Below are 24,029 nucleotides of genomic sequence, written 5' to 3'. Positions count from 1 at the left end.
TATTTATAAAAACGGGTTTTTACCTTTATAAACTTTTCGTTCTGCCTCCGTCTACAGGCACATTTATTCCATTAATAAAACTAGCTCTTTCACTTGCTAAAAACGCTACAGCATCTGCTACCTCTTCTGGTTTTGCAAAACGTTTTGCTGGTGATGCATTTTGCATAGTTTCCGTAATTTCTTCTACAGATTTACCCGTTTTTTTAGCTTTGTTATCAATAATCTCTTTTAATCTTCCTGTGGCTGTTGCTCCTGGTAACACATTATTCACTGTTATTCCAAATTGCCCTAACTCATTAGCCATGGTTTTAGACCAATTGGCTACTGCTCCTCTAATGGTATTAGATACTCCTAATCCATCTAAAGGCTGTTTTACCGAAGTTGAAATAATATTGATAATTCTACCGTAAGATTCATTTTTCATAAATGGAACCACAGCTTGAGTTAATACATGATTGCATTTTAAATGCTGCGTAAATGCTTTTTCAAATTCTTCAACCTGTGCATTAAAAATTGGTCCTCCAGCTGGTCCTCCAGTGTTATTTATTAAAATATGGTAATTTAAAGCAGAAGCAGCTATTTTGTCTTTTAATTCTTCCGGATTAGAAAAGTCTGCAACAATATAACCATGCCTTTGATCTTCTTTTACATCACATGTTTCATTAATTTCTTTAAGAACTGCTTTTAACTTTTCTTCATTACGAGCAACTAAAGTTACACTAGCTCCTTCTTTAGCTAAAATTAATGCTGATGCTTTTCCTATTCCTTGTGTACTTCCGCAAACTAATGCGTTTTTATTTTGTAAATGTAAATCCATTCTTTTTTTAGATAAGAGAGAAGAGAATAGATAACAGAGATTTTTCTCTTTTCTTGATTCTCTTTTCTAGATTCTTTGCTTTTGCCCTTACTAACCTCCCCAGAAGGGAGGAACTCTCATCTGGGTAAATGAAAGTTTTATTTATTAGTTTTTATAATATATACTCTTGATTGATTCTTTTATCACAATAATTTTCACTGCCTAACTTAGGAAGGGTTGGGATAGGCTTTTATACAAACATTCTTAGGTTCTGTAAAAAAGCGTAAAGCTTCAAAACCACCTTCTCTACCCACTCCACTATTTTTCATACCTCCAAACGGAGTTCTCAAATCTCTTAATAACCATGTATTCACCCAAACAATACCTGCTTCAATTTGCTTGGTCATTTGCATGGTTCTATTTAAATTATTTGTCCATAAAGTAGCGGAAAGTCCATAAGTAACATCATTAGCCATTTGTAATACTTCTGCTTCTGTTTTAAAAGGCATTATTGTAACTATTGGACCAAATATTTCTTCTTGATTTAATTTACATTTATTGTCAGTCACTTCAATAATTGTTGGCTGTAAATAATATCCTTGCTCGCTACCAATAACCTCTACTTTTTTACCTCCAAAAAGTATTCTCCCTCCTTCTTCCTCAGCTATATTTATGTATGAAATTACTTTTTCTAAATGCGCCTTAGAAACCAATGCTCCTACATTTGTATCTTCATCAAATGGATTTCCTACCTTTAATTCTGATACTTTCTGAATAAAATCTTTCTTAAATCTTTCGTAGATTGATTCTTCTACAAAAATTCTACTCCCACATAAGCAAATTTGACCTTGATTGGCAAATGAAGAGCGAACTGTTGTTGCTAACATTTCGTTATAATTACAATCGGCAAAAATGATATTTGGATTTTTGCCTCCCAATTCTAAAGACAATTTTTTAAACATTGGTGCAGCTGTTCTGGCAATATGAGCACCAGTAGTGCTTCCTCCTGTAAATGAAATTGCTTTAATATTTGGATGCTCAATAATTGCTTGCCCAGTAGTAGTTCCTAATCCGTGAACAATATTTAAAACTCCTTTTGGCAACCCCGCTTCGTTACAAATTTCTCCTAATAAATAAGCTGTCATTGGAGTTACTTCACTTGGTTTTGCTACCACACAATTTCCGGCAGCAATAGCAGGAGCAATTTTCCATGTAAATAAATACAAAGGTAAATTCCATGGAGAAATACAACCTACAACTCCAATTGGATGACGGAGTGTAAAATTCATTGCATTTAAACCAAAACTCTCATAAGCCTCTGACGAAAATTGAGTGATGGCATTAGCAAAAAATTGAAAATTAGACGATGCTCTTGGTATATCAATAGCTGTAGCTAAACTAAGAGGTTTTCCGTTATCTTTAGCCTCTGCTTCGGCTAAAAAATCTAATTTTTCTTTTATCAGCTGTGCTATTTTAGATAAAATAGAGCTTCGTTCTTCTAATGTTGTATTAGACCAAGAAGGATAAGCATCTTTTGCTGCTTGGTAAGCTAACTCTACATCTTCTTTAGATGAATTTGGAATTTGTCCATAAATTACTCCTTTTGATGGATTATAATTATCAATATAATTTCCAGATAATGGTGCTAAAAATGCTCCGTTTATGTAGTTTTTTATATTCATCCTTTTTTTCTGTTAATTAAGGCTATAAAGAGATTTATTAAATATAACAATTGAGCTAATAAAAAAGTAAAAAAACCTACTGTTATATAAATACTACTTATTTCAAATGATTCATGATGCTTTGCTAAATTAATTATATCAGCATACATAGAAATTACTCCTTTATAATATAACAATCCGCCTAAAACTGTTAGGGAAATGTGTAAATAAGTTAACCAAGAATTAATTTTTCTGTTACTTTTTAAGATAAACCAATATCCTAAACTTAGTAATCCTATTATTAATGAAATAAAAATAGAAAAATAGAATCCTTCAAACACAAAATAAGTGTCATGAATATTTATATCTATTACTTCTTCTTTATTGTAAACTCCAAATAATAGCGTAACAATTATCAGAATTAAAACAAAGACATATGGTTTAAGTATCTTTTTTTTCATTTTTAATTTTAAATTCAATAATACTCGAAATTATATACTTATTAAAATATTCTATTATCAATAATATCAGGTCGAGGGCAATCGAGATTGAATGAATAGCTAGTTTCATAAAGAACTTGAGACATAAAAAGATAAACTATTATTTTTTTAGCCCACTCTATAAATTTAGTTTAGTGTTTAATAATTAACAGATTGCTTCACTACATGTGTTTCGTTCGCAATGACATTCTCTTTTAATGTAAATTTAAGAACATAAAACTGAATACTTAAACACTACCATATTGTCAACTAAGAGAAAGCTGATCTTGTCAGATCGAGCACAGTCGAGATTGTTTTTTATTGCTAGTAACAAATCTCTTTCCTTTCTAACCAGTTCATTGGTATTTCTTTATTACAAAACTCTAAATGAATTACTCGTCTATCAAACTCTGAAGTAGATTTTGCAGAAGCATGCAACAACAAAGGTTTCATTAACATTACTCCACCTTTTTTTACATTACACAAATACTCTTCTCCTAGATTTTCTTTCTCAAAGTTTTCATCTATTCTTATAAATCCTTTGGTATGAGTTTTTGGAATTACCTTTAAAGCTCCATTTGTTTCATCAGTATTATCTAAATGTATTCTGAAAGTAATTGTGTTTTCTAAAACTTCTTTTGGAGGAATTACTCCCAATTGTCCATTCTTACTAGTCCAATTAGTATAGCCATCCTTTTCAACTTTATTCTTAACACTAATACTCATGTCTTGATGATATCCTACAAACCAATTTGACTGGCTTGGCTTGTTAAAAAAAATTGCTTTTGATAAAAAATAATTCTCATCGCAAACTGATTGATATAAGCTAACAAACTGTCGATTCTTGAAAACTAAATCTAATAATTGAGGTTTAAAATTTACAAGCTGCCTAATAGCATACTTCTTGTGAGAGTTCTCAATAATATCAATAAAGCTATCAAGTTCTTCTTCAGAAAAAACAGTATTTTCTACGGAAAAACCTTTCTCTTCTAGTTCTTTTTTATACTTCATTTAGTTTTATCAACCTTTAAAACCTTTTAAATACTTAAGTAAATCAACCAAATGCTGCTCACTGTGTGTATTCATCAAAAAATTAAAGTGCCAAATAGCATCAGTATTACTTGTATTTTCAAATCGCCATTTTACCTCTAACAAGTCTTTTATTATATCTGAAATATCATCAATGGAGTCTCCTAATAAAAAATCTATGTCTAAATTTGAACTTGAATTTGTTTTATACTCTACTTTATGACAATCAATAACAGTTGTGTAATAAGTTAACTTTGGAAAGTTACTTTCAACATTCTTTCTTACATCTTCATATAAATAATTAAAATCCACTTCATATTCATTGTCATCTACTTCAACTTTTATATCTATAAAAATTGCATAGATATTGATTAATAAAGACTTTAATCTTAAAACATTATCATCATAAAGATTGATACTTGGCTTCAATCCAAACTCAACAATTTCATCAATATATTTTTTTAAAATACTTTCATCCAATTCCTCTACTGTTTTTTATACGCTGTAACTTTTATTTCTACTACCAAATCAGGATGTGGCAATTGATGTACGGCAACTGTCGTTCTAGTCGGACCTGTTTCTTTATCAAAAAACTCAGCATAAGCTTTATTATAGCCTGCAAAGTCATTCATATTCACTAAAAAAGTAGATACATCAACTACATCTTTTAAGCTAGCTCCAACTGTTTGTAAATTCTTATCGATATTTTTTAAAACTTCTCTAGTTTGCGTTTCTATATTCAAACGCTTAGTTCCCATTTCGTCAATAATATCTACTCCTGCAATCGTATTATCAGGTCTACGAGAACTTGTTCCTGACACAAATATAAAATCACCTACTACTTTTACATGCGGATAAGCTCCTCTTGGAGTTACTTTTTTTGTACTCATTATTATTTAGTTGTTGTTTAAATTATCTAAGAGTTAAATACTAAAATGTATTATTATTCTTTGTATTTCTTTATTTTCTTGATATATGACAGCATTCTATCACATTCATTTTCTAATGCGGCATCTGTTTGTTCTTCACCTCTTGTATATCTAACATTTTTATCACAAATGCTTACGTTATTTTTACCATTAAAGGTGTTTACAAACAATAGCCACTTATCTCCCTCTTTTACCATTAATCCACAATCTCCACCGCCCATTCCAGTTCGAATTTCTAATGTTTCTTTCTCATCTCCTTTATAAGTTTTATAAACCTCCAAAGTAATTACTTTCTGATATGCTTCTGTATCTGTAACAATTTTTAAAATCTTCCCTTGCACTATATAACTCGCATTTGCATAATCTTTTTTTCCAAACTTGCTCTTTAAACAAGAACATGCTGATACTGAAACTCCAATAAATAGAATAATTAAAGTGATAATTTTTTTCATGTTGCTAGTGTTAATAATTTTAATGTTGTTTTTAAATTTCTAGTTGTTGCCGATACTTTTAATTTCTTTTCAAATAAATTGTTGTTCAGTTTTGTTTTTCCATATCCTCCTACTGCATTTACATAAACAACATCTCCCTTTATTTTGTACTCATCATTTTTTGCATCAACTTCTATGTTTTCCATACTTGTTGCTTCTGATAAAAAAGTAAAATATTGCTGTTTTTCTTCAACATTTTTAAATGGATTATTTTCAATTGCTGATTGCCATTCTTCAATTGTTTTTACCAATACCGGTACCTCATAACCAAACTCTTTTAAAATAGCTTCTTTTATAATAGAAGCTACTTTTTCTTTGGTGTCTTCAGATTTTAAAATAATATTACCACTTTGAATATAAGTTTGTACAGCCTCAAAGTTCAACTTTTCTAACAATGTTCTTAAATCTTGCATTGGTAGCTTGTTTTTACCCGATACGTTGATACCTCTTAGTAAAACGATGAAAGCCCCTCTTAATCTCCCCTGAGGGGAGAAACTATTTTCTTGATCTGTTTTCATTTATTTATTTGATATTTATACAATCACAATGCCTCTTTTCTTACCAAATCAGAATAATTCATATTGTTTGGTATTGACTTTAGTATTTCTAAATTTTCTTTGTTTTTTCTTTTTCTATGGAATTAATATCCAGGTTAAACCAAACAGTATATTCGCTTATAATCCAGCTATTTTATCTTCCTCTAAAATTTCAGAAGTTTCTTCTTTTACTTTTTGTAAGATGATTTCTAGTTCAGCATTAGTCATATTATCAGATGTAATTACCTCTTTATCTGCAATCAAATTCAATAGTGCTTTATCTTGAGCTCGTCCTCTTTTCAATGCTTCTGCATATCCTACAGACGGATTAAAAGTTACCATCGCATATTTTGAATAATATTCAGTTGGAAATGTTTTTTCTAAATCCATTTCTATTTTTCGCTTCTGTTTGAATAATGGATTTGCTACATGATCTCGCATTTCATAATAATTATCAACTGCTAAGTCCGCAATTGCATCGGTATCTTTTTTCCGTACTTTCTGATATGTTTTAAAAACAGCTTCCCAATCTCCTTGGGGTTTTTCTAAAATCGAATCAAAAACCAATACATCTTCAAACGAAGCATTCATTCCTTGTCCGTAAAAAGGAACAATTGCATGCGCTGCATCACCAATTAATAGTGTTTTGTTTTCATACATCCATGGAGAACATTTTACAGTTCCTAAAGCTCCGGTTGGATTATTAAAAAACTCATCTTTTATGCTTGGAATTAAAGCTAAAGCATCTGGGAATTGTTCTTCAAAAAATTTGGTTACGGCTTCTTCTGTAGTTAAATTCTTAAAGTTATACTCTCCTTCTTCGTAACTTAAAAACAACGTAACCGTAAAACTTCCATCTAAATTAGGCAATGCAATCAACATATACTCACCTCGTGGCCATATATGCAAATGATCTTTGCTAATTAAATGATTTCCATTTTTATCTGCTGGAATTTCTAATTCTTTATAGCCATGTGTTAAATACTCCTGACTATAACTGAATAAAAATTTTCTTTCTAAATAATAACTTTTACGTAATATAGACCCCGCTCCATCTGCTCCAAAAATTACATCTGCATCTACCGAAAACTCTTCTTTTGTCTCATAACTTTTAAAATGAGCTACGGTATTTTCTATATCTACTGAAATACATTTACAATTAAAATGTAGTGTTACGTTCTCGTGTTTTTCTGCCTCATCTAATAGTAAAGAATTTAAATCTTGACGAGAAATTGAATTGATATACTCTCCTTCTCTACCTGAATAATTAGATGAAAACGTGTTTCCTTTTGTATCGTGCATTAAACGACCATACATTGGAATACAAATATCTTTAGCTTTCTCAGCCACTCCTGCTAATTCTAAAGCTTTAAACCCACGATCAGAAAGCGCTAAGTTAATAGATCGTCCTGCTGAAATATCTACTTTTCGTAAATCAGGTCTGCTCTCATATAAAGCTACTTTATAACCTCTTTGAGCTAATCGAAGTGCTAATAAACTTCCGCATAAACCTGCGCCAATAATTAAAACTCCTCCTAAATCATCTCCTTTATGAAGAATTTCCTTATTTGTATGTTTTTTTATACCCATAAACACTTATAAATCTTTCCTTATGAAAGAGTTTTCTTATTTATATTTTCTAATTTCTTTTACCCTTCAGTACTCAACATCATTTTTACTATTGCGTCTACATGTATTTCTGTAGTATCCATTACTTTAATAGTTTTAAAATCATCTTGATTTAAAATTAGAGGTATTTCAGTTCCTCCTAAAATTAAACCTTCTATAGCATGTTTGTCATACAAGTCATTTACTATATTTATTAAAGCTTCTTTAGTTGTTTGTTTTATATCTCTATATAGAAGTTCTTTCATGTACTTTTCATGAATATATTCCATTTGACTTTGAGTAGGTGCTATTACTTCTATTCCATATTCTTTAGCCTTTTTCTGATAAAATCCACTAACCATTGTAGACATTGTACCAAATAAAGCAACCTTCTTTAAATTATTTTCTTTGGTTGTTTTACACGTCTCCTCAACAATACTTATTAAAGGGATAGTAATCTCTTTACTTAACTCTTCATAAACTACATGCGGTGTATTAGATGCCATAGCTGCAAAATCAGCATTAGCTTTTTCTAATACGTTAATTTTCTCTTTTAAAAAAGCTACTAAATCTTTATACCTTTTTTCTGCTGCATAGGCTAATACAACATTTGTGTCAATACTTTTGATTAAAAAATCAGGATTTGTTCCTTTTATTTCTTTAACCTTCTTTATTATTTGTAGATAATATTCTACCGTTGATTCTGGTCCTATTCCACCAACTAATCCAAAATTTTTCATATTGTTTTTTTAACTTCTTTTAATTCATTATTTAAAATTGATGCATAATAGAAATGAAAAGCTATATAAATTCTTAAAACTTCATTTTCTTTTCTTAAAGTCTCTCTTCCTCTTTCACCATACAAACTGCCTGCCAACGTAGGAACATAAACCGAAACATCTTTATTTAACATTGTTAGAAACTCTTTAAACCGTTCTGTCTTAGCTAATTTAATTAAGCATGATAAATATTTACCTTTCTTGGGAAAATATTGTTCTTCATCTTCGTAGACTTCTGTTTTTTTCCAAAAAGTTTTAATTTTATTTAAAGATTTTAACTTTTTAATAAAATCTATTCCTTTCGATTTAGACTCTAATAAAAAAAGATTGTCAGTGGCTAATGTTAAATCTTTAAAATAAGACATATAACAATCCTCTAAACTTTCTTTTGCATAAAATTCTATTAATGTTTCTTCAAAAACGTTTTTTCCTTCATATAATAGTTCCGCTTCTTTCTTTTCTAAACATTCCGATAATTTTATATCTCTGGAACTTGAACAACTTATTATGATTAATAATAAGAATAACAATTTTAATATTTTCATTTTACAATAGCTCTTTCAATGTAGTAACCATCCTAAACACATCTTCAAAAGAGTTATACATTGGTACAGGTGCACATCTTATTACATCAGGCTCTCTCCAATCGGTAATAATATGATGATCTGTTAGCTTTTGATGCAAACTCTTATCTGCATTTTGGACTTGAATAGATAATTGACATCCTCTTTCTTTTGGATTTGAAGGTGTAATAATTTTAATTCTATTAGTATCTATTTGTTTGATTAAATATTCAAAATAACCAGTTAGTTTCTCTGATTTTTCTCTCAAAGCATCCATTCCAACCTTTTCAAATAAATCTAAAGAAGAACGAATTGCTGCCATGGATAAAATAGGTGGATTTGATAATTGCCAACCTTCAGCACCTGCCATTACATCAAATGGTTGACGCATGTTAAAACGTGTTTCTTTATTATGATTCCACCATCCTGCAAACCTTGGTAAATCTTTATTATGAGCATGTTTTTCGTGCACAAATAAACCAGACAAACTTCCTGGGCCAGAGTTTAAATACTTGTAAGTACACCAAGCTGCAAAATCTACTCCGCTATCATGTAAATTAGGCTGCACATTTCCTGCTCCATGAGCTAAATCAATACCCACCATACAATTTTTAGCATGTCCAATTTCAGCAATACGTTTTATATCTAAGTATTGACCAGTATAATAATTGACTCCACCAATTAATAACAAAGCAATTTCATCTCCTTGTTCTTCAACAATAGCTTCTAAATCTTCTATACGTAGTAATTCTTCACCATCTCTAGGTTTCCATTCTATTAAACCATCTTCAGTATTAAAACCGTGAAATTGTAATTGTGATTGTACTGCATATCTATCAGAAGGAAAAGCATCACTTTCAATAACTATTTTATATTTCTGTTTTGTTGGCTGATAAAATGACACCATCAATAAATGTAAATTGGTGGTTAGTGTATTCATCACCACTACTTCTAGCGGTTTTGCTCCAACAATTTTAGCCATATTATTAGTTAAAAACTCATGATAAGGTAACCAAGGCGTTTCTCCTTCAAAATGTCCTTCTACTCCAAAATTTGCCCAATCATCTAACTCTTGCTGAATGTATTTTTGAGTTTGTTTTGGTTGTAATCCTAATGAATTTCCTGTAAAATATAACCAATCATTTCCCTCTTTATCTTTAGGAATATGAAATTGATTTCTTAAATAAGCTAATGGATCGTCTTTATCTAGTTGTTGCGCGTATGCTAATGAGTTTTGATAATTCATCAAATAGTTGATTTTATTCAAAGATAAAAAACAAAACTAACAGATTTCTTTTGTTACAAAAATAAGTGCTTTAATACTCTTTTTTTATGCGTTTATGGTTATTGTTAATCACTGCAACACCCATTTATATAATTTTAGATTACTAAAACTAACTAAACATTCAATTATGAATACTGTAAAATTATTTAGTGTTTTATTATCAATATTATTTTTAAGTGCTTGTAACAATAATAAAGATAACAAGACAGCTACCAACAATGAAGGCTATAGTAAAGTAGAAACTTACGAATATCCTACAGATTCTATCAGAATAAACAAATGGGTTTCTGAAGGTAACTTTAAAGCTATGTACAAGCATAGTTGGAATATATGGAAACATTTAACGGATAGTTTGAAAGGTGGTAAATTAAGATATCAAACTTGGGCTAGTCCAACACAAATTGTCAATAAATTAAATAATCCATCTGGTAACGAAAACACAGAAACGTTGTTTGAAAAACCTCATCAATTTACACATCATAATCCAGATTTTGTAACTGATGATTTAAGTATTGTGGTTACTGTTGGTTACAACAAAGCTTCAGAAAAGTTTGCTATTGATAATAAAATATTTTATTTATCTAGCTTACAAAAAATGCAAACAGGACCTTATAGTAAAATTCCAGACTTTCCTTCTGATGCTATTAATATTAAGCCTGTATATAAAATAATTACAGAAGATAAAGTATACGACGGTATGTACACAATGTCTGCTTGGAATGGACCAAAATCTTACGACGATGGTTATCCACAAAGCAAATGGAAATCTTGTATTCATGTAAATATAAACGAAAAGAAAAACAATCCTAGCGGACGCTTAGACTATGCTTGCGATGATATTAACAACAATAATACTTTTTATTTAGATGATTTTATTCATTTTAAAATTTCAAAAAAACAAGCAGCTTCATACAACCAACAAATAAATAATGCTGATGTAAAAGCTAAAGAAGGTGACATTGCTTTATTAGTAGCTATGCATGTTACAACAAAAGAAATTAAACGTTGGACATGGCAAACATATTGGTGGTCTCCAACTCCATTAAACCCAAGAAATCCTAGTTCAAATGCAATTGCTTCTTCTAAAAATGGAATTGCTCTTGAAGGTGCTGCTCCTCATTATGCTATGGCTGTAGCTTATTCTATGATTACTCCAAGTCAGCCATATATTAATGGTAAAAATGAAGGTAATCCGTTAATTGCATTTAATCCTTATTTAGAAGCTCATTTTGGAAAATTTGGTTCAGATAGCTATGTGATGAATAATGGTAGTAAAATTAACACCAACTTAGGAGTAGATTCTAATTGTATGTCGTGTCATATGGTTGCTGCTATTGATACTAAAAAAGGATCAAGTTTTAACGGACCTAGTTACCAAGGAGATAAATATACTAGTTATAAAGATCCTGAATTAGAAAATAGATTGATGTTAGATTTTGCATGGTCTATTCAAGGAAATTTACAAACTTCAAAATAATAATATCCAAACTACATTTCTACTATAAAACGCCCTTTGTTTCTTTTGAAACAAGGGGTTCTTTTTAACAAATACTTTAATACAAACACTAATTTATTGTTTACTGATATTTCAGAAGATTATTATAAACAAAAAGACCACAAAGTAATAATAACTCATTCTCTTTTTTAGACTTTATTTCTCCTTTAAATGACTTTTTGTAGTAATTAATGATCGAAAAGTCATTCTCATACACAGCCCATTTACTTCTCCAAAAGTTTTCAAACTTCCATACATATTTTTCTCCTTGAAGATTGATCTCTGCTTGATACCCTAAAAGCTTAAATTTTATAGAGCCTAAACTTGTATGGTGTAATAAATCAACAATCTCTATTTCAGACCTCCAAAAACTCTTTTTCTGAAACTTAAAACTATAATTGTTTATTTGTCCTACGGAAATACTTCTAAAGTTACTGGTATTTAACTCCCCTATTTTACTATTATTGGTAAATAACTCATAAGTAGATGAAAAAATTCTTCTTTTCCATTTGATATTTTTAAATTCTCCTTTTTTTAATTGTACTTCATTTGTTACTGTAACTGCAGGCACTTCTATAATCATAACATTCAAATATTAAATAACAACTTATAGGTATGTAATTTTATAAAACTGTTACATTTTTTCACAAAAAAATAGCTTAATTAAGGTTACAAAATTGTAGACATCCTTTTAATTTTTTAATATCTTTAAATTCTCAAAAATTGTAATTAATATCCAAATATATTCCTATGAAAAAAATTAATTTTTCACTCATCATTTTATCGTTATTCATTTTTTTTAGTTGCGAAAAAGAAAAAGTAGAAGACAGCTTATTAAGCTCTGAAAAAGAAAAAGTATCTAATTTAAAAAACTACAAAGGTTTACCAGTTTCTCATCGTTTTGATGTTCCTTTTGAACAGCTTCATAATATGGAAAATGGTGTATTTAAAAAGAGTAATAATTCAGATGAAAGCCTATTAAGTTTTGAAAAGCATAGTTTGAAACAAATATCTGAAATCGTTCAAAATGAAATTAAAAACTTTCCTTTTATTACAACAAAAGAAGAATTAGAAGAAAAAATTCTCCTTTTGAAACAAGATTTCCCGACTTTAACTGATGATGAAATTCAAGAAAAAATGCCTTTAATTGAAGAGTATTACCACAAAAACTTAGACATTATTACACTAAACAAGCTTGAAGAAAATGCTTCTTTAGGTAAACAAAAAAACTCTGAGAATTCTTATTTAGATAGAGTTGCTTGTGTTGCTGATATCGCTTTTAATGATCATGGTGGTTTTATAGGTTCCAGTGCTTTATCTGCCACTGCATATTATCAAGCTTCTACTAAAGCACAAAGTATTTCTGCAGCACAATATCCTAATCTTAGCGGAACAGATACAAAGCGAGATGCTTTTCGTCATATTATTTGGAGCGCTTTGTTATGTAAGTATTACTACACTGTATCATCTAAAGCTCCTAAACTTCGTTTTGCCAAAGCTGTAGGAGACGCTAATGAAATTTGTGGAGAAAATGACGATGATGGTAAAGAAATGGATTATCATAACAATTATATGGGAAGAGAATTATATAATGCTAATACGCCGTACGAAACATTTTTAGGAATGACTACAGGTTTAAAAACACCTAGTGTTGAACTTTTAACGAATAAAACCAAGGAAATTATTGAGAAAGCTGTTTTAATTAATGGAAGTACTATTACCGAAAGAGCACAAAAAATTAGAGATAAAAAGTTTTATTGTATATCTATTTCATCTAGAAAATATAGATACATCTGTGATGATGTTGATCAAGATGCCTCAAATTTTATTGATACTGATAATCCTCAAGACCCTACTAGCGAAGATTGTTGGGAAACTTATTATGAATCTTATGATTCATGTGGAGATAATGCTCCAGTATATTTAAAAGAATAATCTACTAGAACTTTAAATTTAAAATCATAAAAAAACCTTGTTTCGAAAGAAACAAGGTTTTCACTAATCATCCTATCACATCTACCATTAGTGGAATACTTTTAATTCTTTTATTCCTACTAAACCAAAGTCATTAATATCTTTTGCTTTTTTTCCTTTTACAGATTGTAAATAAGCTCCTGCTTTAAAATAATTTTCTTTTGCAGCTGCCTTTTTAGAAGTATATATTGTTCTTACTCTATTTCCATTACTATCTAACTCATACAATTTTACAATACTGCTTTTATAAGTTAGCTCTAAATACAACTCTTCTCCTAAATTAAACTCACCTACAGTTTTTCCGCCTCCTTCAAGTACTTCTGTAACATAACCGTTAATTCTCATTGAAATTTTCCCACTGGTTTGTCCGCCGCTACCTTGACATTGAACTCTGATTACATCATCAAACTCATCTGTTTTATCATGTATTTGTCCGAAACAAACTTTACCTGATTGTGGTAAACGATCAACTTTTACTTTCCATATCATTCTATGTTCTGTACTAGTCGTTCCATCCCAATAAATATTATCGCTTCCGTCTTTTGTTAACTCTCTTAATTCTGATCTAGGATTACCAGAACCACTTGAAGTAGGATTCCCTACATGTGCTTTAAAATAAGTCCATGTACCATCTGTATAAAACCAGTTTGTATTGCTATGACTTTCTAAATTTGGAGTATTATCTACATAAGTTAATCCGTTAAATGTATCACCTATGCTAAGAGTACCTGAATACGCATTTAACTTCCAGTTTTTTAATCCTCCTAAAAGGTTTGCTGGCGAATCTGTTCCTCCATCAGTATCACCATTATCTCCATTGTCTCCGTTATTTCCATCATCTGATCCATCAGAACCTCCACTACCTAAAGTAACTATTTGTACTTCTGATATACTATTCCATTCACTTTCTGAATTACCAAAACCTCTAATTCTTAAATAACGAGCATCTGTATCAGGTAATTCATATGATTCAAAACCTTCCGTTGTTCCAGAAGAACCTTCTTGCTTCTTATTCAAAATAGTTTTTAAAGTATATTTAGAATCTCCTACAGCTACTTGGAAATAAGCTTTCCTTTGATCACCTTTATACCAAGCGATTCTAATTTCATCTATTTTTTTAGTTTCTTTTAAATCATAGGTAATGTATTTACCTAATCCATTAGATGACCACCTTGTATCTAACTTACCGTCAATGGTATTTTCAGCTACATTTCCATCATCTCCGTTAGAAGAAACAATTACATCGTTACTAGTTAATGTTTTTGAAGTTTTTATTAATTGATTTTCTGCTAAAGCAGCTTCAAGAGTTTCTTCTCCATTTTCCTGACATGCAAAAGAGGTCAGAAAAAATGCTGAGACAAAAAAAGTATTACACAATAAACCTGTAACCTTTTTAGTTTTTAAAAATTTAATTTTCATAATTGTTGGATTATATATTTAGTTAACTTTAAATTGGATCACCAAACTGGTAAACCAATTATAGCAACCAAATTTACAGATTAATATTATATAAACAATAATTTTTTTTTAAACTTTTTAATTTTAACCACTAAAAAACAACCACTTAACAAAAAAACACTATAAAAATTATACAGTTTATAATTTTTATAGTGATTTTTAAACAGACACCTTTTTGTAAAATGTCTTACTATTCTAACAGACTATTTATAGTCTAATATAATACTCTAAAACGGATGGTTCCTTCTACATCTTTTAGCTTAGATATAACATCTTGGTTGTAATCTTTATCAACATCAGTAATTACATAACCAACTTTAGAATCTGTAGATAAATATTGACCAACAATGTTTAATCCGTATTCTGCAACTACCTTGTTGATATTTGCCATTACTCCAGATACGTTTTTATGTATGTGTAAAAAACGATGTGCATTTTGCTGCTTTGGTAATCTAATGTTAGGGAAATTTACAGCATCTACAGTATTACCTGCATTTATGTACGCCATAATTTTGCCTGGAACAAAGTCAGCGATATCTCGTTGCGCCTCTTCAGTGCTACCTCCTACGTGCGGTGTAAGAATTACGTTTGGTAATCCTTTTAAATCAGTAAGAAAATCACCATTCTTTCTTGGTTCTTCAGGATATACATCAACAGCAGCTCCTGCTAATTTACCAGATTTTAATGCAGCCGTTAATGCAGGAATATCAACTACAAAACCTCTAGATAAATTAACTAAATGTGCCCCGTCTTTCATTTGAGAAATTTCCTTTTCTCCAATGTAATTTTTATTTAATGAGTTATCATCAACATGTAAAGTAACAACATCAGAAATTGCTAATAAATCTGCTAAAGAATTCATTTTTGTTGCATTACCTAATGCTAATTTGTCTTCAACATCATAATAATAAACATCCATTCCTAAAGCTTCAGCTAAAACAGATAATTGCTTCCCTATGTTTCCATAACCAACAATACCTAATTTTTTACCTCTAACTTCTTTAGACCCTTGAGCTGTTTTATTCCATTGACCGTTGTGAATTTCTGTACTTCTTTGAAAAACACTACGCATTAACATAATAATTTCTCCAATAGCCAATTCAACTACCGAACGAGTATTGCTATATGGAGCGTTAAATACTACAATACCGTTTTCTTTACAAGCATCTAAATCTATTTGTTTGGTACCAATACAAAAAGCCCCAACTGCCAATAAACGAGGTGCATTTTCTATTACTTTTTTTGTTATTTGTGTTTTTGAACGAATTCCAATAACATGTACATCTTGTAATTTTTCAATTAACTCTTCTTCTGATAAACTTCTTGATACAGTTTCAACTGTAAATCCGTCATTGGTAAATTTTTCGTACGCATCTGCATGAATGTTTTCTAATAACAACATTTTAATGCGATTTTTTGGATATGATATATTTCTTGGCAAATCGTTTATAAATAAAAATTCGTCTAAATTTGGTGTGATATGATCGGCATTTGCGATCGTTTTTTGTCTTTCAACATTTTCTGTATAGGCAAAGAATTTATGCGCAACTCCAGCTTCTCTGGTAACATAATCGCTATAACCGTCACCTATAACTTGTATTTCTCCATCTAGCTGTAAATTTTGTATACAAGCTATTTTTCCGTTGTGTACAGAAAGTTCATTATCTCTATCAAAACCAATAATTTCACCAGCTTCGCTAAATTCAAATGTGTTTGCAAATACTCTTTCTGATGGAATATTATATTCAGCAACTATTGGATCTATAAATTCTTTGAAACCTGCTGATATTACATAAATTTGATCTGAATAGGACTCAAAAAATTCTTTATTTCTTTCAATAGATGAAGAAACACGCTTTCTTAATTCTTTTATTAATAGCTCTAAGTCGGATCGATTGGCATTTAATAGTTTAATTCTCCTCTCTAAGGATTGTGTAAAGGAAATGTCCCCATCAATTCCCAAATTAGTAATTTTAATAATTTCTTCAATTATTTCTTCTTTTTTAGGATGGCTTGCCAATGTGATTTCGGCTAAAACATCCAACGCTTCAACTTTGGTGAGCGTACTGTCAAAATCGAAAATATAGTATTTATTCATGACTTAGAATTGTGTTGTTGGTTGAAAATTACAATCTATTTTCTACATATAAAACTAATGATATAATTTTAAATGATGAATTATGAATTATGAATTTTTTCATACTATTTTTTAATAATCCTGAAAAAAAATATTTCTTTTTGAATACTACTGAGTTTACCAGTATCTTTGAATTAGATTAAAACTTACCTACAAATATGAATACAAAAATTACTTTTTTCTTTTTCTCTCTTTTACTTTCTGTTTATATATACTGCCAAGAAAAAATAAAAGGTAATGGTGTTTTATCTATCAAAAAAACTCCTTTAACTTATTTTTCTAAAGTTGAAGTAGGCAATAATTTTGAAATTACGCTAATCAAATCGAGTGAATCTGCTATAGAAATAGAAACAGATGAAAATATTCACGAACATTTAAACACTAGTGTTAGTGATAGCATTTTAGTTTTAAAAACTTCTAAAAAAATAAGACCAAAAAAAGGATTAAAAATCACCTTATTTTTCACTGATAATTTGAAAGAAATAGTACTAAGCGATAATGCTAAATTAGAAACTATAAATGCCATAAACATTGATGAATTAAACTTGTTTATGAATGATTATGCTAAAGTAAATTTACATGTAAAATCTAATAAGTTTACCTTAACAAACAATACAATAAGAGCTATACAATTAAATGCCAAAGCAAAACTAAAAATTGAAAGTGCCTATGCTGGTTTTAATTTATCAAATGCCACTAGTACCAATGTTTCTATAAAATCTGACAGTATTGCTGTTAGTTTAATAAATAAAGCTTCTTTAAAGATTAATGGTATTACAAAAGCTTTAAGTGTTACTGCTGAAAAAAACACTGGTTTTAAAGGTATTGATTTGGAAGCTTCTAAAACCTTTGTAAAAGCTTCTGGTAATTCTCAATGTATTTTAAATTGTAAAAATGATATTACCATTGATGCCTCTGAGGAAAGTATTCTTGAATTGTATGGCATTCCTAAAATAACTGTGAATAGATTTACCAATAATGCTAAACTATTAAAAAGAGAAGTTGAAGAATAAAGAAATTAGTAGCTGCTAATAATGTTTAACAACTACTAAAATCTCTTTTTTATTTTTCTGTAAGTGCTTCAGATTCGAAATGTAAACCTTCAAAACCTGTTTTCATAAAGTTTCTAATGTTTTGGTGATCTGTAGCATTTGGATGCTCTAACACATCATTAAAATAATATTGCCCGAAACAAGCTAAAGTATCTTCTTTAGTTAAATTTTGCTTTACAGCAAATGAAAACACTTTACAAGATCCTTGATTTTGAGAAGCTTCATTTTTTAATTCTCCATTGGTAAAAGTAGCTGGTGTAAACTCATACATTGATTCTATTACTGAAATAGTTTCTGTGAAATTGATATCTTTTGCATTGTTTGCAAGCTTATTTTTAAATTCGTTTAGTGTCATTCTTATTTTTTTGAGTATCAAAACTACTTAAAAAAATAGTATGTAAACAAAAATCTCCCTTAACTTTTAGTCTAAATTTTGACTGAAAAATAAGAGAGATTTTCTTAAGCCTTGTAACTTATATTAGCAAATATAAGTTCCTCCAAAAAAACGATCTGGTACATAACAACATACTTTTACACCATCTTCATAAATAAAAGACCCATCACCACCACAAACAGTTATTGGTATAAACCTGTCATCTCCTCCGTTAATTTCTTGTTGTTGTGATTTACTTAATGCCTTGCCGAATTCTTTAATGTTTTTTAACATGATTTCTAAAAATTATTGGTTAATTATTCCTTTAAAATTAAATAAAAAAACAACGTGTTAGATCACTTTAACAAAAACTTAAAATAGAGATTTTCTTTAAGTATCGTGTTTCGTAAAAACACATAGTGCATAGGATAAGCACTATTTTAGTACTTGATAAATAGCAAAATATAATATTTTACTTTTATCTTATTTTTTAAAAACATCAAATTTTATATTTGGTGGACTTTATTAAAAAACATAGAACTTTGTAGTTAATACCAAAGCCCTATGTTTTTTTTATAAATTGTTATAAAAATGTTTTTAGTACATAAGTCTGTTTTCAAAAATTTTCATTGTTTCTATATAATATCCTTATCTATTAATAATGTCTTGATTTAAAAAATAATTATAAAAAAAGCTGTGAAAACAGCCAAGTACAAAACCATAAGTTAATTAATCAATACTTTTAAAAATTTATCTTGGATTTAAAAGAACTTTCTACTTTACTTTTTAATCTTTAAATTTAAGACCTTTAAAATTTAAACTTTGGGCTTTTAACCTTAAGCTTTAAACTTTTCAGTTTTAATTAAAAGCTTTTCTAACCGTCAAGCTCGGGATTAAATTCAGGTTTTTCGTTTCCACAGCTAAATATTAAATTTCGATTTGAGTTATAGCATTTATTTCAGATAATACGGCATCAACTTCAACTTCAAAGTTATCTACTTCATTTTGTAACTTCTCAATTAGCTTTTCTATATTTAAAGGATCCACTATATGAAATTGATTTCTTTTTATATAAGGCTCAATAATATTTTTAACATCTTCATCATTTGGTTTAACTCTGTCATCTCCTTGTTTTCCTAGCATAATTTTAGCATTATCTAGAGCAATGTTATTGACCTTTTCGTTTTCTTGATTAAATTTAGCCTTAACAGATTGGTGTCTTCTGTTTAAAGTATTAATCAAATTCTTTTTAACAGCAATTACCGTTTTAAAATTAATTGCATCTGAAATAGTCATTGTTTTACCACTAATAATTACTTTTGTAATGCTATTTGCTTTAACAATAGCAGATTTAATAGAATTTTTTCTAGTTATTAAATCTTGTACAGATTGATATTTAGCTTTAGCTTCTTTTTCAAAGTCTTCTTTAGAATAAAAGCCATTTACTGGTTTTCCTAATTTCATTAATCCAGTCGGTTCCACCAAATTAATAGCTTTTTCAATTTTTGAATCAATTAACTTTAATTCAGCTAAAGCTCTGTGAATAGTCATTTTTTGAGTTTCCATAATCTTTTATAGTCTAATGTAAATTTATGTTCTTATTTCCAAAAACACAAAAAATCATTTTAATTGTATTTATTTTGATATCAAAATTTTATCACTCTCAGATAAGCACCAGTCTAAAATTTTTGCAATGTTTTTAGCATCATCTACTCCTCTGTGGTGAGTTCCATCTAAATTAAAATTTAAAATACTCAATGCTTTTTTCATTCCAACTCTTTTAGAAACACCTCTTACTTCTGTAAAAAGCTCTTTCACATTAATATGATCATGAGACATTGGATATTCAAGCCCTTTAATTCTACATTGACTTTTTATCATTTTTAAATCGTAAAAACCATAACTAGCCCAAGTATATTCTTTAGGATTGTATTCTTCTCTTAATTTTATCAATGCATCTCTAAGTAACATTCCTTTTTCATCTAACATCTCTTGGGTAATAGTTGTTAACTCGGTACAAAACGGACTTACTTTAGATCGTTCTGGTTGTACTAAAATTCCTTGGTTTTGTGAAATTTCTCCTGTAGCAGTATCTAGTACACAAATACCTATTTCTATTATTTCACTCGTTTGACCTTGAGGAATGTTTCCCCGCCAACATGTGGCTTCTAAGTCAATAACTATAATTTTATTTTGTTTCATTGTTTTTTAATTTTTACTTCAATTCAATTAAAATGAATTGAATGTTTTTTGAGTATCTTCTTCTTCTTCATCCTCAGGAACAAAAGACTTTACAATGGGTATCAATACATCGTTATTTGGATTCGGATACTCTTTTCCAAAACTGCTCCACCCCGAACTCCAATACAAAATCATTTCTTTCCACAAAGGAATATCTTTTGTTTTCGATTGCTCATACTCTGAAATATTGATCTCTCCTAACTCTTTTACAAATTCATGATACCATTCATCATCTTCTTTATCATACACAAGTTCAAATAAATCTAAATGCTCTTTCAATTCATTTAAAAGATAATGTCTCATATTCCAACCGTACACAATAATATCTGATCCCCAAATAGAAAGCACTGGTTCTTGTTTACTCACTAAATCACAAACAACAGATCTATGCGAGGTAATTGGTAATAGTTTAGGTGTTTTTTTAAACCATTCAGAAAATATTTTTTCCTTGTCTTCATCAGATTTAGGTCTTACACTTCCCCATGATTTCAACCAAACTTTATTAGATCCGGTTACATCTTCAAAAATTGTTCGGTATGGCCACTCCATCGCCTCCTTTATCTCTTCTGTATCCTTTTTCCAATTGTAAAAGAAAGGACGATGATTAAACTTTACTTCAGCATCATCCTCAAAACTATCAGTATACTCAATTACTTCTTTTCTATCTATAGTATGTAGTATATTCAAGAAAGCTCTATGTTCTGGCGAAAAAGTAATTTGATATTCTTCTTCTATAGCATCAATTTCTTCTTGGGTTAAACCAATCCACTTAGCTCCGTAAATCCAATCTTCACACACAAAGTCATCTTCTGATGTTTCTGGATTTTTACTCCAAAAACTTTCAGTTCTTTCTTTTACCCAATGTAAAAACTCAATATAATCCTCAGGTATTTCTAAACTCATTTTCTTTTTATTTTTTAATTTCTTTATCTTGTTTCATTGGCAAAAGGAGGTGTCCACTCTTTTTGTTTCATGATATTTTTAACCTCTTGATATGATATTGGATAATAATCATGACAATCAACACCTACATCAAACGACAGAGAATTAATATCGTCGGGTAAGTTTCCATGAGAATGACCGTACAAATGCCATGTTCCTCTAAAAGAAGAACGCCACACTTTCATTGCGTAATGAAATAGCATTATTTTCTGTTTGCCATTTGGAGCATCTTCATCTCTAACACTTAACTCGAAATAATCTTTTATCCATTCAAACCTGTTTTTATGCTGAGTAGCTACACCTTCATGATTTCCTTTGATTAGATAGATTTTACCATTTAATCGTGATAAAATATCTTTTAAACTATCAGAATCACCTAAACTCACATCTCCTAAATGATACACTCTATCATTTGGTTTTACTTTACTGTTCCAACGTTTAATTAGTTCTTCATCCATTTCTTCTACACTTTCAAAAGGTCGATTTGAAAATTTTATTATGTTTTTATGACCAAAGTGATGATCGGATGTGAAAAATATATCTTCCATAATTTCTTTTTTTTAATACCTCATCAGCTAAAAAACCGATGAGGATTTTATTATTTCTTCTTTTTGTTTTTCTTTTTATTCTTGGTTTTCTTCTTCTTGGCTTTTGATTTTTTCTCTGATTTCTTTTTAGATTTTTTAGTTGTCAACGCTATTTTCTTTTTGATGCGCTTCTTCTCGTCATCCATAAAATCAAAATAATATTCATTGTAAATATGAACCTGAGCTTTCTTTAATAGTTTAATACTCTTTTTATAGTTTCCATTTACATCTTCTATATATGCTTTTAACCAATACAGTTGAGAAATGTCTATTGCTTTTAATTTCTCAGCAAATGCTATTAATTTTTCTGCACGTGCTATTTCGTCTGCCCAAATTAAATATCTAATGTATACTGGATACACCTCTAAATAATTTGTATTTGTAGCTATGATTTTATCAAAGCATTCAAAAGCTTCACTGTACTGAGATAATCTTTCAGCATAAATTTGTCCTAAAAAACATAAAGACGGACAGTGGTTTTCATCATAAGACAAAGCGTAATTTAGAGATTCTGTTACCTCACCCCAATCACAACCAAAACCACCTGCTGCTGCCCTAGCCTTTAAATAATAATTGTCTGCTAATGTTAATCCCATAACTTAATTTGTTTTTCTTTTTTCTTTAATTTCTTCTCTTTTTATAGCAATATTCCCACTTCTAAACGGCGTATTTTTCATAACTACTCTGCAAATATTTTACAGTACTACGTATTCTTTTTGCGCAACTAAAAAAATATTACCTCTCGATTATGCTCGAGGAGACATTTTTAACTTAAACTCTTAATTAAATGATATTAAACAACCTAATTGTTACTATTAATCCATTTTCAAATTGTTATAGTGAAATATCACTTCTACTTTTTTCTAGAATCTTATTCCTAAAAGTAGCTTCCATTAATGAAAATTTCTCTAGCAATCGTCATCGTAATTGATCTCTCAGATCATTTTTTAATTCGTTACGCTTATTCTTATACGATTTTGTTTTCTTTTCTTTTTTAAAATCTGTTCCTTTAAATACTCTCACAGAATTTCCTCTTTTCAAATTCAAATGGTTTTCCCATTTTTCTTGAATTGAATTTTGCAATTTTCCCCTATTGTAAACGGCTACTTTTTCTTTTAATCGTTGTACGGCTATTTTTTTATTCTGATGTTGAGATCTACTATCTGAAACCAATACTTGCTCTCCTGTTGGTAAGTGCTTTGCTCTAACTGCAGAACTTACTTTATTTACATGTTGACCTCCTGGTCCTGAACTTCGTATTGCTTGAAATTGAATATCTCTTTCATTAATAGTGCTCTCAGTAACTTGGCTTAATTCAAAACAACCTATAAACCAATTCTTTCGTTTATGAAACTTTCTAAAAGTTGAGGTTCCTATCCATTGTATAGTGCCCAACCACTGCTCTAAGAATTGAGAAAGTTGTTTTCCTTTTAACTCAATAGTTACTGATTGTACAGTACCATTTTCAATTCCATTTACTTTGTGTAAAATTTGATATTCTATTTTTTGATCTATTACTTCTTTTATGAATATCTTTAAAACTTTAGCTACTACCCAAGCACACTCTGCTGGTCCTTTAGCCGCTGTTAGCTGTATTAATTTTGTATTCATGTT

At 29.5% G+C, this 24,029-nt stretch carries 26 protein-coding genes; 3 read left to right on the top strand and 23 right to left on the bottom strand.

Features of this window, described 5'->3' with window-relative positions:
• Positions 1-25 precede the first annotated feature (25 nt).
• From EYW44_RS13645 to kynU, 12 genes are all read right to left on the bottom strand, one after another.
• Positions 26-817, bottom strand: a complete 792-nt coding sequence (locus tag EYW44_RS13645; protein WP_132724221.1) for an SDR family oxidoreductase — start codon at positions 815-817, stop codon at positions 26-28.
• 206 nt (positions 818-1,023) lie between these two features.
• Entirely contained in the window at positions 1,024-2,478 is a 1,455-nt protein-coding gene (locus EYW44_RS13640) for an aldehyde dehydrogenase (protein ID WP_132724220.1), read from the bottom strand.
• Positions 2,475-2,918, bottom strand: coding sequence for a hypothetical protein (locus EYW44_RS13635; protein ID WP_132724219.1), 444 nt, complete (start codon positions 2,916-2,918; stop codon positions 2,475-2,477). The genes EYW44_RS13640 and EYW44_RS13635 overlap by 4 nt, the downstream gene beginning before the upstream one ends.
• 342 nt (positions 2,919-3,260) lie before the next feature.
• Positions 3,261-3,947 (bottom strand): phytanoyl-CoA dioxygenase family protein, encoded by a 687-nt coding sequence (locus tag EYW44_RS13630; RefSeq protein WP_132724218.1) that lies wholly within the window; start codon positions 3,945-3,947, stop codon positions 3,261-3,263.
• A 9-nt stretch (positions 3,948-3,956) separates the two neighbouring features.
• A complete protein-coding gene (locus tag EYW44_RS13625) occupies positions 3,957-4,445 on the bottom strand; it encodes a DUF5063 domain-containing protein (RefSeq protein WP_132724217.1) in 489 nt (162 codons plus the stop codon).
• Positions 4,446-4,450: 5 nt separating this feature from the next.
• On the bottom strand, positions 4,451-4,855 hold the full coding sequence (locus EYW44_RS13620) for a RidA family protein (protein ID WP_132724216.1): 405 nt from the start codon (positions 4,853-4,855) through the stop codon (positions 4,451-4,453).
• A 53-nt stretch (positions 4,856-4,908) separates the two neighbouring features.
• Positions 4,909-5,346 (bottom strand): hypothetical protein, encoded by a 438-nt coding sequence (locus EYW44_RS13615; RefSeq protein WP_132724215.1) that lies wholly within the window; start codon positions 5,344-5,346, stop codon positions 4,909-4,911.
• On the bottom strand, positions 5,343-5,903 hold the full coding sequence (locus EYW44_RS13610; protein ID WP_132724214.1) for a DUF1697 domain-containing protein: 561 nt from the start codon (positions 5,901-5,903) through the stop codon (positions 5,343-5,345). Before EYW44_RS13610 ends, EYW44_RS13615 begins: the two co-directional genes overlap by 4 nt.
• A gap of 156 nt (positions 5,904-6,059) precedes the next feature.
• Positions 6,060-7,511 carry an FAD-dependent oxidoreductase gene (locus tag EYW44_RS13605; RefSeq protein WP_132724213.1) on the bottom strand — a complete coding sequence of 484 codons (1,452 nt, stop codon included), beginning with the start codon at positions 7,509-7,511 and terminating at the stop codon, positions 6,060-6,062.
• Positions 7,512-7,570: 59 nt separating this feature from the next.
• A complete protein-coding gene (locus EYW44_RS13600; protein WP_132724212.1) occupies positions 7,571-8,269 on the bottom strand; it encodes an aspartate/glutamate racemase family protein in 699 nt (232 codons plus the stop codon).
• Positions 8,266-8,853, bottom strand: a complete 588-nt coding sequence (locus EYW44_RS13595) for a hypothetical protein (protein ID WP_132724211.1) — start codon at positions 8,851-8,853, stop codon at positions 8,266-8,268. Before EYW44_RS13595 ends, EYW44_RS13600 begins: the two co-directional genes overlap by 4 nt.
• Position 8,854: 1 nt before the next feature.
• Entirely contained in the window at positions 8,855-10,117 is a 1,263-nt protein-coding gene (gene kynU / locus EYW44_RS13590; RefSeq protein WP_132724210.1) for a kynureninase, read from the bottom strand.
• A 166-nt stretch (positions 10,118-10,283) separates the two neighbouring features.
• Here kynU and EYW44_RS13585 point away from each other — a divergent pair, with 166 nt between their 5' ends.
• A complete protein-coding gene (locus EYW44_RS13585) occupies positions 10,284-11,633 on the top strand; it encodes a hypothetical protein (protein ID WP_132724209.1) in 1,350 nt (449 codons plus the stop codon).
• A gap of 100 nt (positions 11,634-11,733) precedes the next feature.
• Here EYW44_RS13585 and EYW44_RS13580 read toward each other — a convergent pair whose 3' ends face one another.
• Complete coding sequence (locus EYW44_RS13580; RefSeq protein WP_132724208.1) at positions 11,734-12,234, bottom strand: hypothetical protein; 501 nt, start codon at positions 12,232-12,234, stop codon at positions 11,734-11,736.
• A 167-nt stretch (positions 12,235-12,401) separates the two neighbouring features.
• Here EYW44_RS13580 and EYW44_RS13575 point away from each other — a divergent pair, with 167 nt between their 5' ends.
• Positions 12,402-13,586 (top strand): DUF6973 domain-containing protein, encoded by a 1,185-nt coding sequence (locus EYW44_RS13575; RefSeq protein ID WP_132724207.1) that lies wholly within the window; start codon positions 12,402-12,404, stop codon positions 13,584-13,586.
• 87 nt (positions 13,587-13,673) lie between these two features.
• Here EYW44_RS13575 and EYW44_RS13570 read toward each other — a convergent pair whose 3' ends face one another.
• Together EYW44_RS13570 and serA are read right to left on the bottom strand one after the other, a co-directional pair.
• A complete protein-coding gene (locus tag EYW44_RS13570; protein WP_132724206.1) occupies positions 13,674-15,044 on the bottom strand; it encodes a polysaccharide lyase family 7 protein in 1,371 nt (456 codons plus the stop codon).
• A gap of 253 nt (positions 15,045-15,297) precedes the next feature.
• On the bottom strand, positions 15,298-17,181 hold the full coding sequence (serA, locus tag EYW44_RS13565) for a phosphoglycerate dehydrogenase (RefSeq protein ID WP_132724205.1): 1,884 nt from the start codon (positions 17,179-17,181) through the stop codon (positions 15,298-15,300).
• 197 nt (positions 17,182-17,378) lie between these two features.
• Between serA and EYW44_RS13560 the strand changes: the two genes are divergently transcribed.
• On the top strand, positions 17,379-18,233 hold the full coding sequence (locus tag EYW44_RS13560; protein WP_132724204.1) for a GIN domain-containing protein: 855 nt from the start codon (positions 17,379-17,381) through the stop codon (positions 18,231-18,233).
• Positions 18,234-18,282: 49 nt separating this feature from the next.
• On the opposite strand, the gene EYW44_RS13555 is transcribed toward EYW44_RS13560, so the two are convergent.
• The 8 genes from EYW44_RS13555 to prfH form a co-directional block, all read right to left on the bottom strand.
• Entirely contained in the window at positions 18,283-18,627 is a 345-nt protein-coding gene (locus EYW44_RS13555; protein WP_132724203.1) for a HopJ type III effector protein, read from the bottom strand.
• A gap of 123 nt (positions 18,628-18,750) precedes the next feature.
• Positions 18,751-18,939, bottom strand: a complete 189-nt coding sequence (locus EYW44_RS13550) for a hypothetical protein (RefSeq protein WP_132724202.1) — start codon at positions 18,937-18,939, stop codon at positions 18,751-18,753.
• Positions 18,940-19,572: 633 nt separating this feature from the next.
• Positions 19,573-20,211, bottom strand: a complete 639-nt coding sequence (locus EYW44_RS13545) for a hypothetical protein (protein WP_132724201.1) — start codon at positions 20,209-20,211, stop codon at positions 19,573-19,575.
• Positions 20,212-20,280: 69 nt separating this feature from the next.
• A complete protein-coding gene (locus tag EYW44_RS13540) occupies positions 20,281-20,847 on the bottom strand; it encodes a 3'-5' exonuclease (RefSeq protein WP_132724200.1) in 567 nt (188 codons plus the stop codon).
• A gap of 27 nt (positions 20,848-20,874) precedes the next feature.
• A complete protein-coding gene (locus EYW44_RS13535) occupies positions 20,875-21,789 on the bottom strand; it encodes a hypothetical protein (protein ID WP_132724199.1) in 915 nt (304 codons plus the stop codon).
• Between the two features lie 23 nt (positions 21,790-21,812).
• Complete coding sequence (locus tag EYW44_RS13530) at positions 21,813-22,376, bottom strand: metallophosphoesterase (RefSeq protein WP_132724198.1); 564 nt, start codon at positions 22,374-22,376, stop codon at positions 21,813-21,815.
• A gap of 50 nt (positions 22,377-22,426) precedes the next feature.
• Positions 22,427-23,011 carry a hypothetical protein gene (locus tag EYW44_RS22250; protein WP_165872226.1) on the bottom strand — a complete coding sequence of 195 codons (585 nt, stop codon included), beginning with the start codon at positions 23,009-23,011 and terminating at the stop codon, positions 22,427-22,429.
• Between the two features lie 322 nt (positions 23,012-23,333).
• Complete coding sequence (gene prfH / locus EYW44_RS13525) at positions 23,334-24,026, bottom strand: peptide chain release factor H (RefSeq protein ID WP_132724197.1); 693 nt, start codon at positions 24,024-24,026, stop codon at positions 23,334-23,336.
• Between the last annotated feature and the right edge of the window lie 3 nt (positions 24,027-24,029).

This window comes from Tenacibaculum sp. M341 (assembly GCF_004337695.1).
Lineage (GTDB): Bacteria > Bacteroidota > Bacteroidia > Flavobacteriales > Flavobacteriaceae > Polaribacter.
The sequence above is the reverse complement of the archived record's forward strand: the minus strand, read 5'-3'. Positions and strand labels throughout refer to the sequence as shown.

Coding starts and splice junctions, on each gene's coding strand:
- kynU (WP_132724210.1), bottom strand. CDS start 10,117: ATGAATTATCAAAACTCATTAGCATACGCGCAACAACTAGATAAAGAC.
- EYW44_RS13560 (WP_132724204.1), top strand. CDS start 17,379: ATGAATACAAAAATTACTTTTTTCTTTTTCTCTCTTTTACTTTCTGTT.
- EYW44_RS13635 (WP_132724219.1), bottom strand. CDS start 2,918: ATGAAAAAAAAGATACTTAAACCATATGTCTTTGTTTTAATTCTGATA.
- EYW44_RS13615 (WP_132724215.1), bottom strand. CDS start 5,346: ATGAAAAAAATTATCACTTTAATTATTCTATTTATTGGAGTTTCAGTA.
- EYW44_RS13640 (WP_132724220.1), bottom strand. CDS start 2,478: ATGAATATAAAAAACTACATAAACGGAGCATTTTTAGCACCATTATCT.
- EYW44_RS13555 (WP_132724203.1), bottom strand. CDS start 18,627: ATGACACTAAACGAATTTAAAAATAAGCTTGCAAACAATGCAAAAGAT.
- EYW44_RS13595 (WP_132724211.1), bottom strand. CDS start 8,853: ATGAAAATATTAAAATTGTTATTCTTATTATTAATCATAATAAGTTGT.
- EYW44_RS13570 (WP_132724206.1), bottom strand. CDS start 15,044: ATGAAAATTAAATTTTTAAAAACTAAAAAGGTTACAGGTTTATTGTGT.
- EYW44_RS22250 (WP_165872226.1), bottom strand. CDS start 23,011: ATGGGATTAACATTAGCAGACAATTATTATTTAAAGGCTAGGGCAGCA.
- EYW44_RS13620 (WP_132724216.1), bottom strand. CDS start 4,855: ATGAGTACAAAAAAAGTAACTCCAAGAGGAGCTTATCCGCATGTAAAA.
- EYW44_RS13580 (WP_132724208.1), bottom strand. CDS start 12,234: ATGATTATAGAAGTGCCTGCAGTTACAGTAACAAATGAAGTACAATTA.
- EYW44_RS13645 (WP_132724221.1), bottom strand. CDS start 817: ATGGATTTACATTTACAAAATAAAAACGCATTAGTTTGCGGAAGTACA.
- EYW44_RS13535 (WP_132724199.1), bottom strand. CDS start 21,789: ATGAGTTTAGAAATACCTGAGGATTATATTGAGTTTTTACATTGGGTA.
- EYW44_RS13575 (WP_132724207.1), top strand. CDS start 12,402: ATGAAAAAAATTAATTTTTCACTCATCATTTTATCGTTATTCATTTTT.
- EYW44_RS13585 (WP_132724209.1), top strand. CDS start 10,284: ATGAATACTGTAAAATTATTTAGTGTTTTATTATCAATATTATTTTTA.
- EYW44_RS13540 (WP_132724200.1), bottom strand. CDS start 20,847: ATGAAACAAAATAAAATTATAGTTATTGACTTAGAAGCCACATGTTGG.
- EYW44_RS13630 (WP_132724218.1), bottom strand. CDS start 3,947: ATGAAGTATAAAAAAGAACTAGAAGAGAAAGGTTTTTCCGTAGAAAAT.
- EYW44_RS13530 (WP_132724198.1), bottom strand. CDS start 22,376: ATGGAAGATATATTTTTCACATCCGATCATCACTTTGGTCATAAAAAC.
- EYW44_RS13605 (WP_132724213.1), bottom strand. CDS start 7,511: ATGGGTATAAAAAAACATACAAATAAGGAAATTCTTCATAAAGGAGAT.
- EYW44_RS13600 (WP_132724212.1), bottom strand. CDS start 8,269: ATGAAAAATTTTGGATTAGTTGGTGGAATAGGACCAGAATCAACGGTA.
- prfH (WP_132724197.1), bottom strand. CDS start 24,026: ATGAATACAAAATTAATACAGCTAACAGCGGCTAAAGGACCAGCAGAG.
- EYW44_RS13610 (WP_132724214.1), bottom strand. CDS start 5,903: ATGAAAACAGATCAAGAAAATAGTTTCTCCCCTCAGGGGAGATTAAGA.
- EYW44_RS13550 (WP_132724202.1), bottom strand. CDS start 18,939: ATGTTAAAAAACATTAAAGAATTCGGCAAGGCATTAAGTAAATCACAA.
- serA (WP_132724205.1), bottom strand. CDS start 17,181: ATGAATAAATACTATATTTTCGATTTTGACAGTACGCTCACCAAAGTT.
- EYW44_RS13545 (WP_132724201.1), bottom strand. CDS start 20,211: ATGGAAACTCAAAAAATGACTATTCACAGAGCTTTAGCTGAATTAAAG.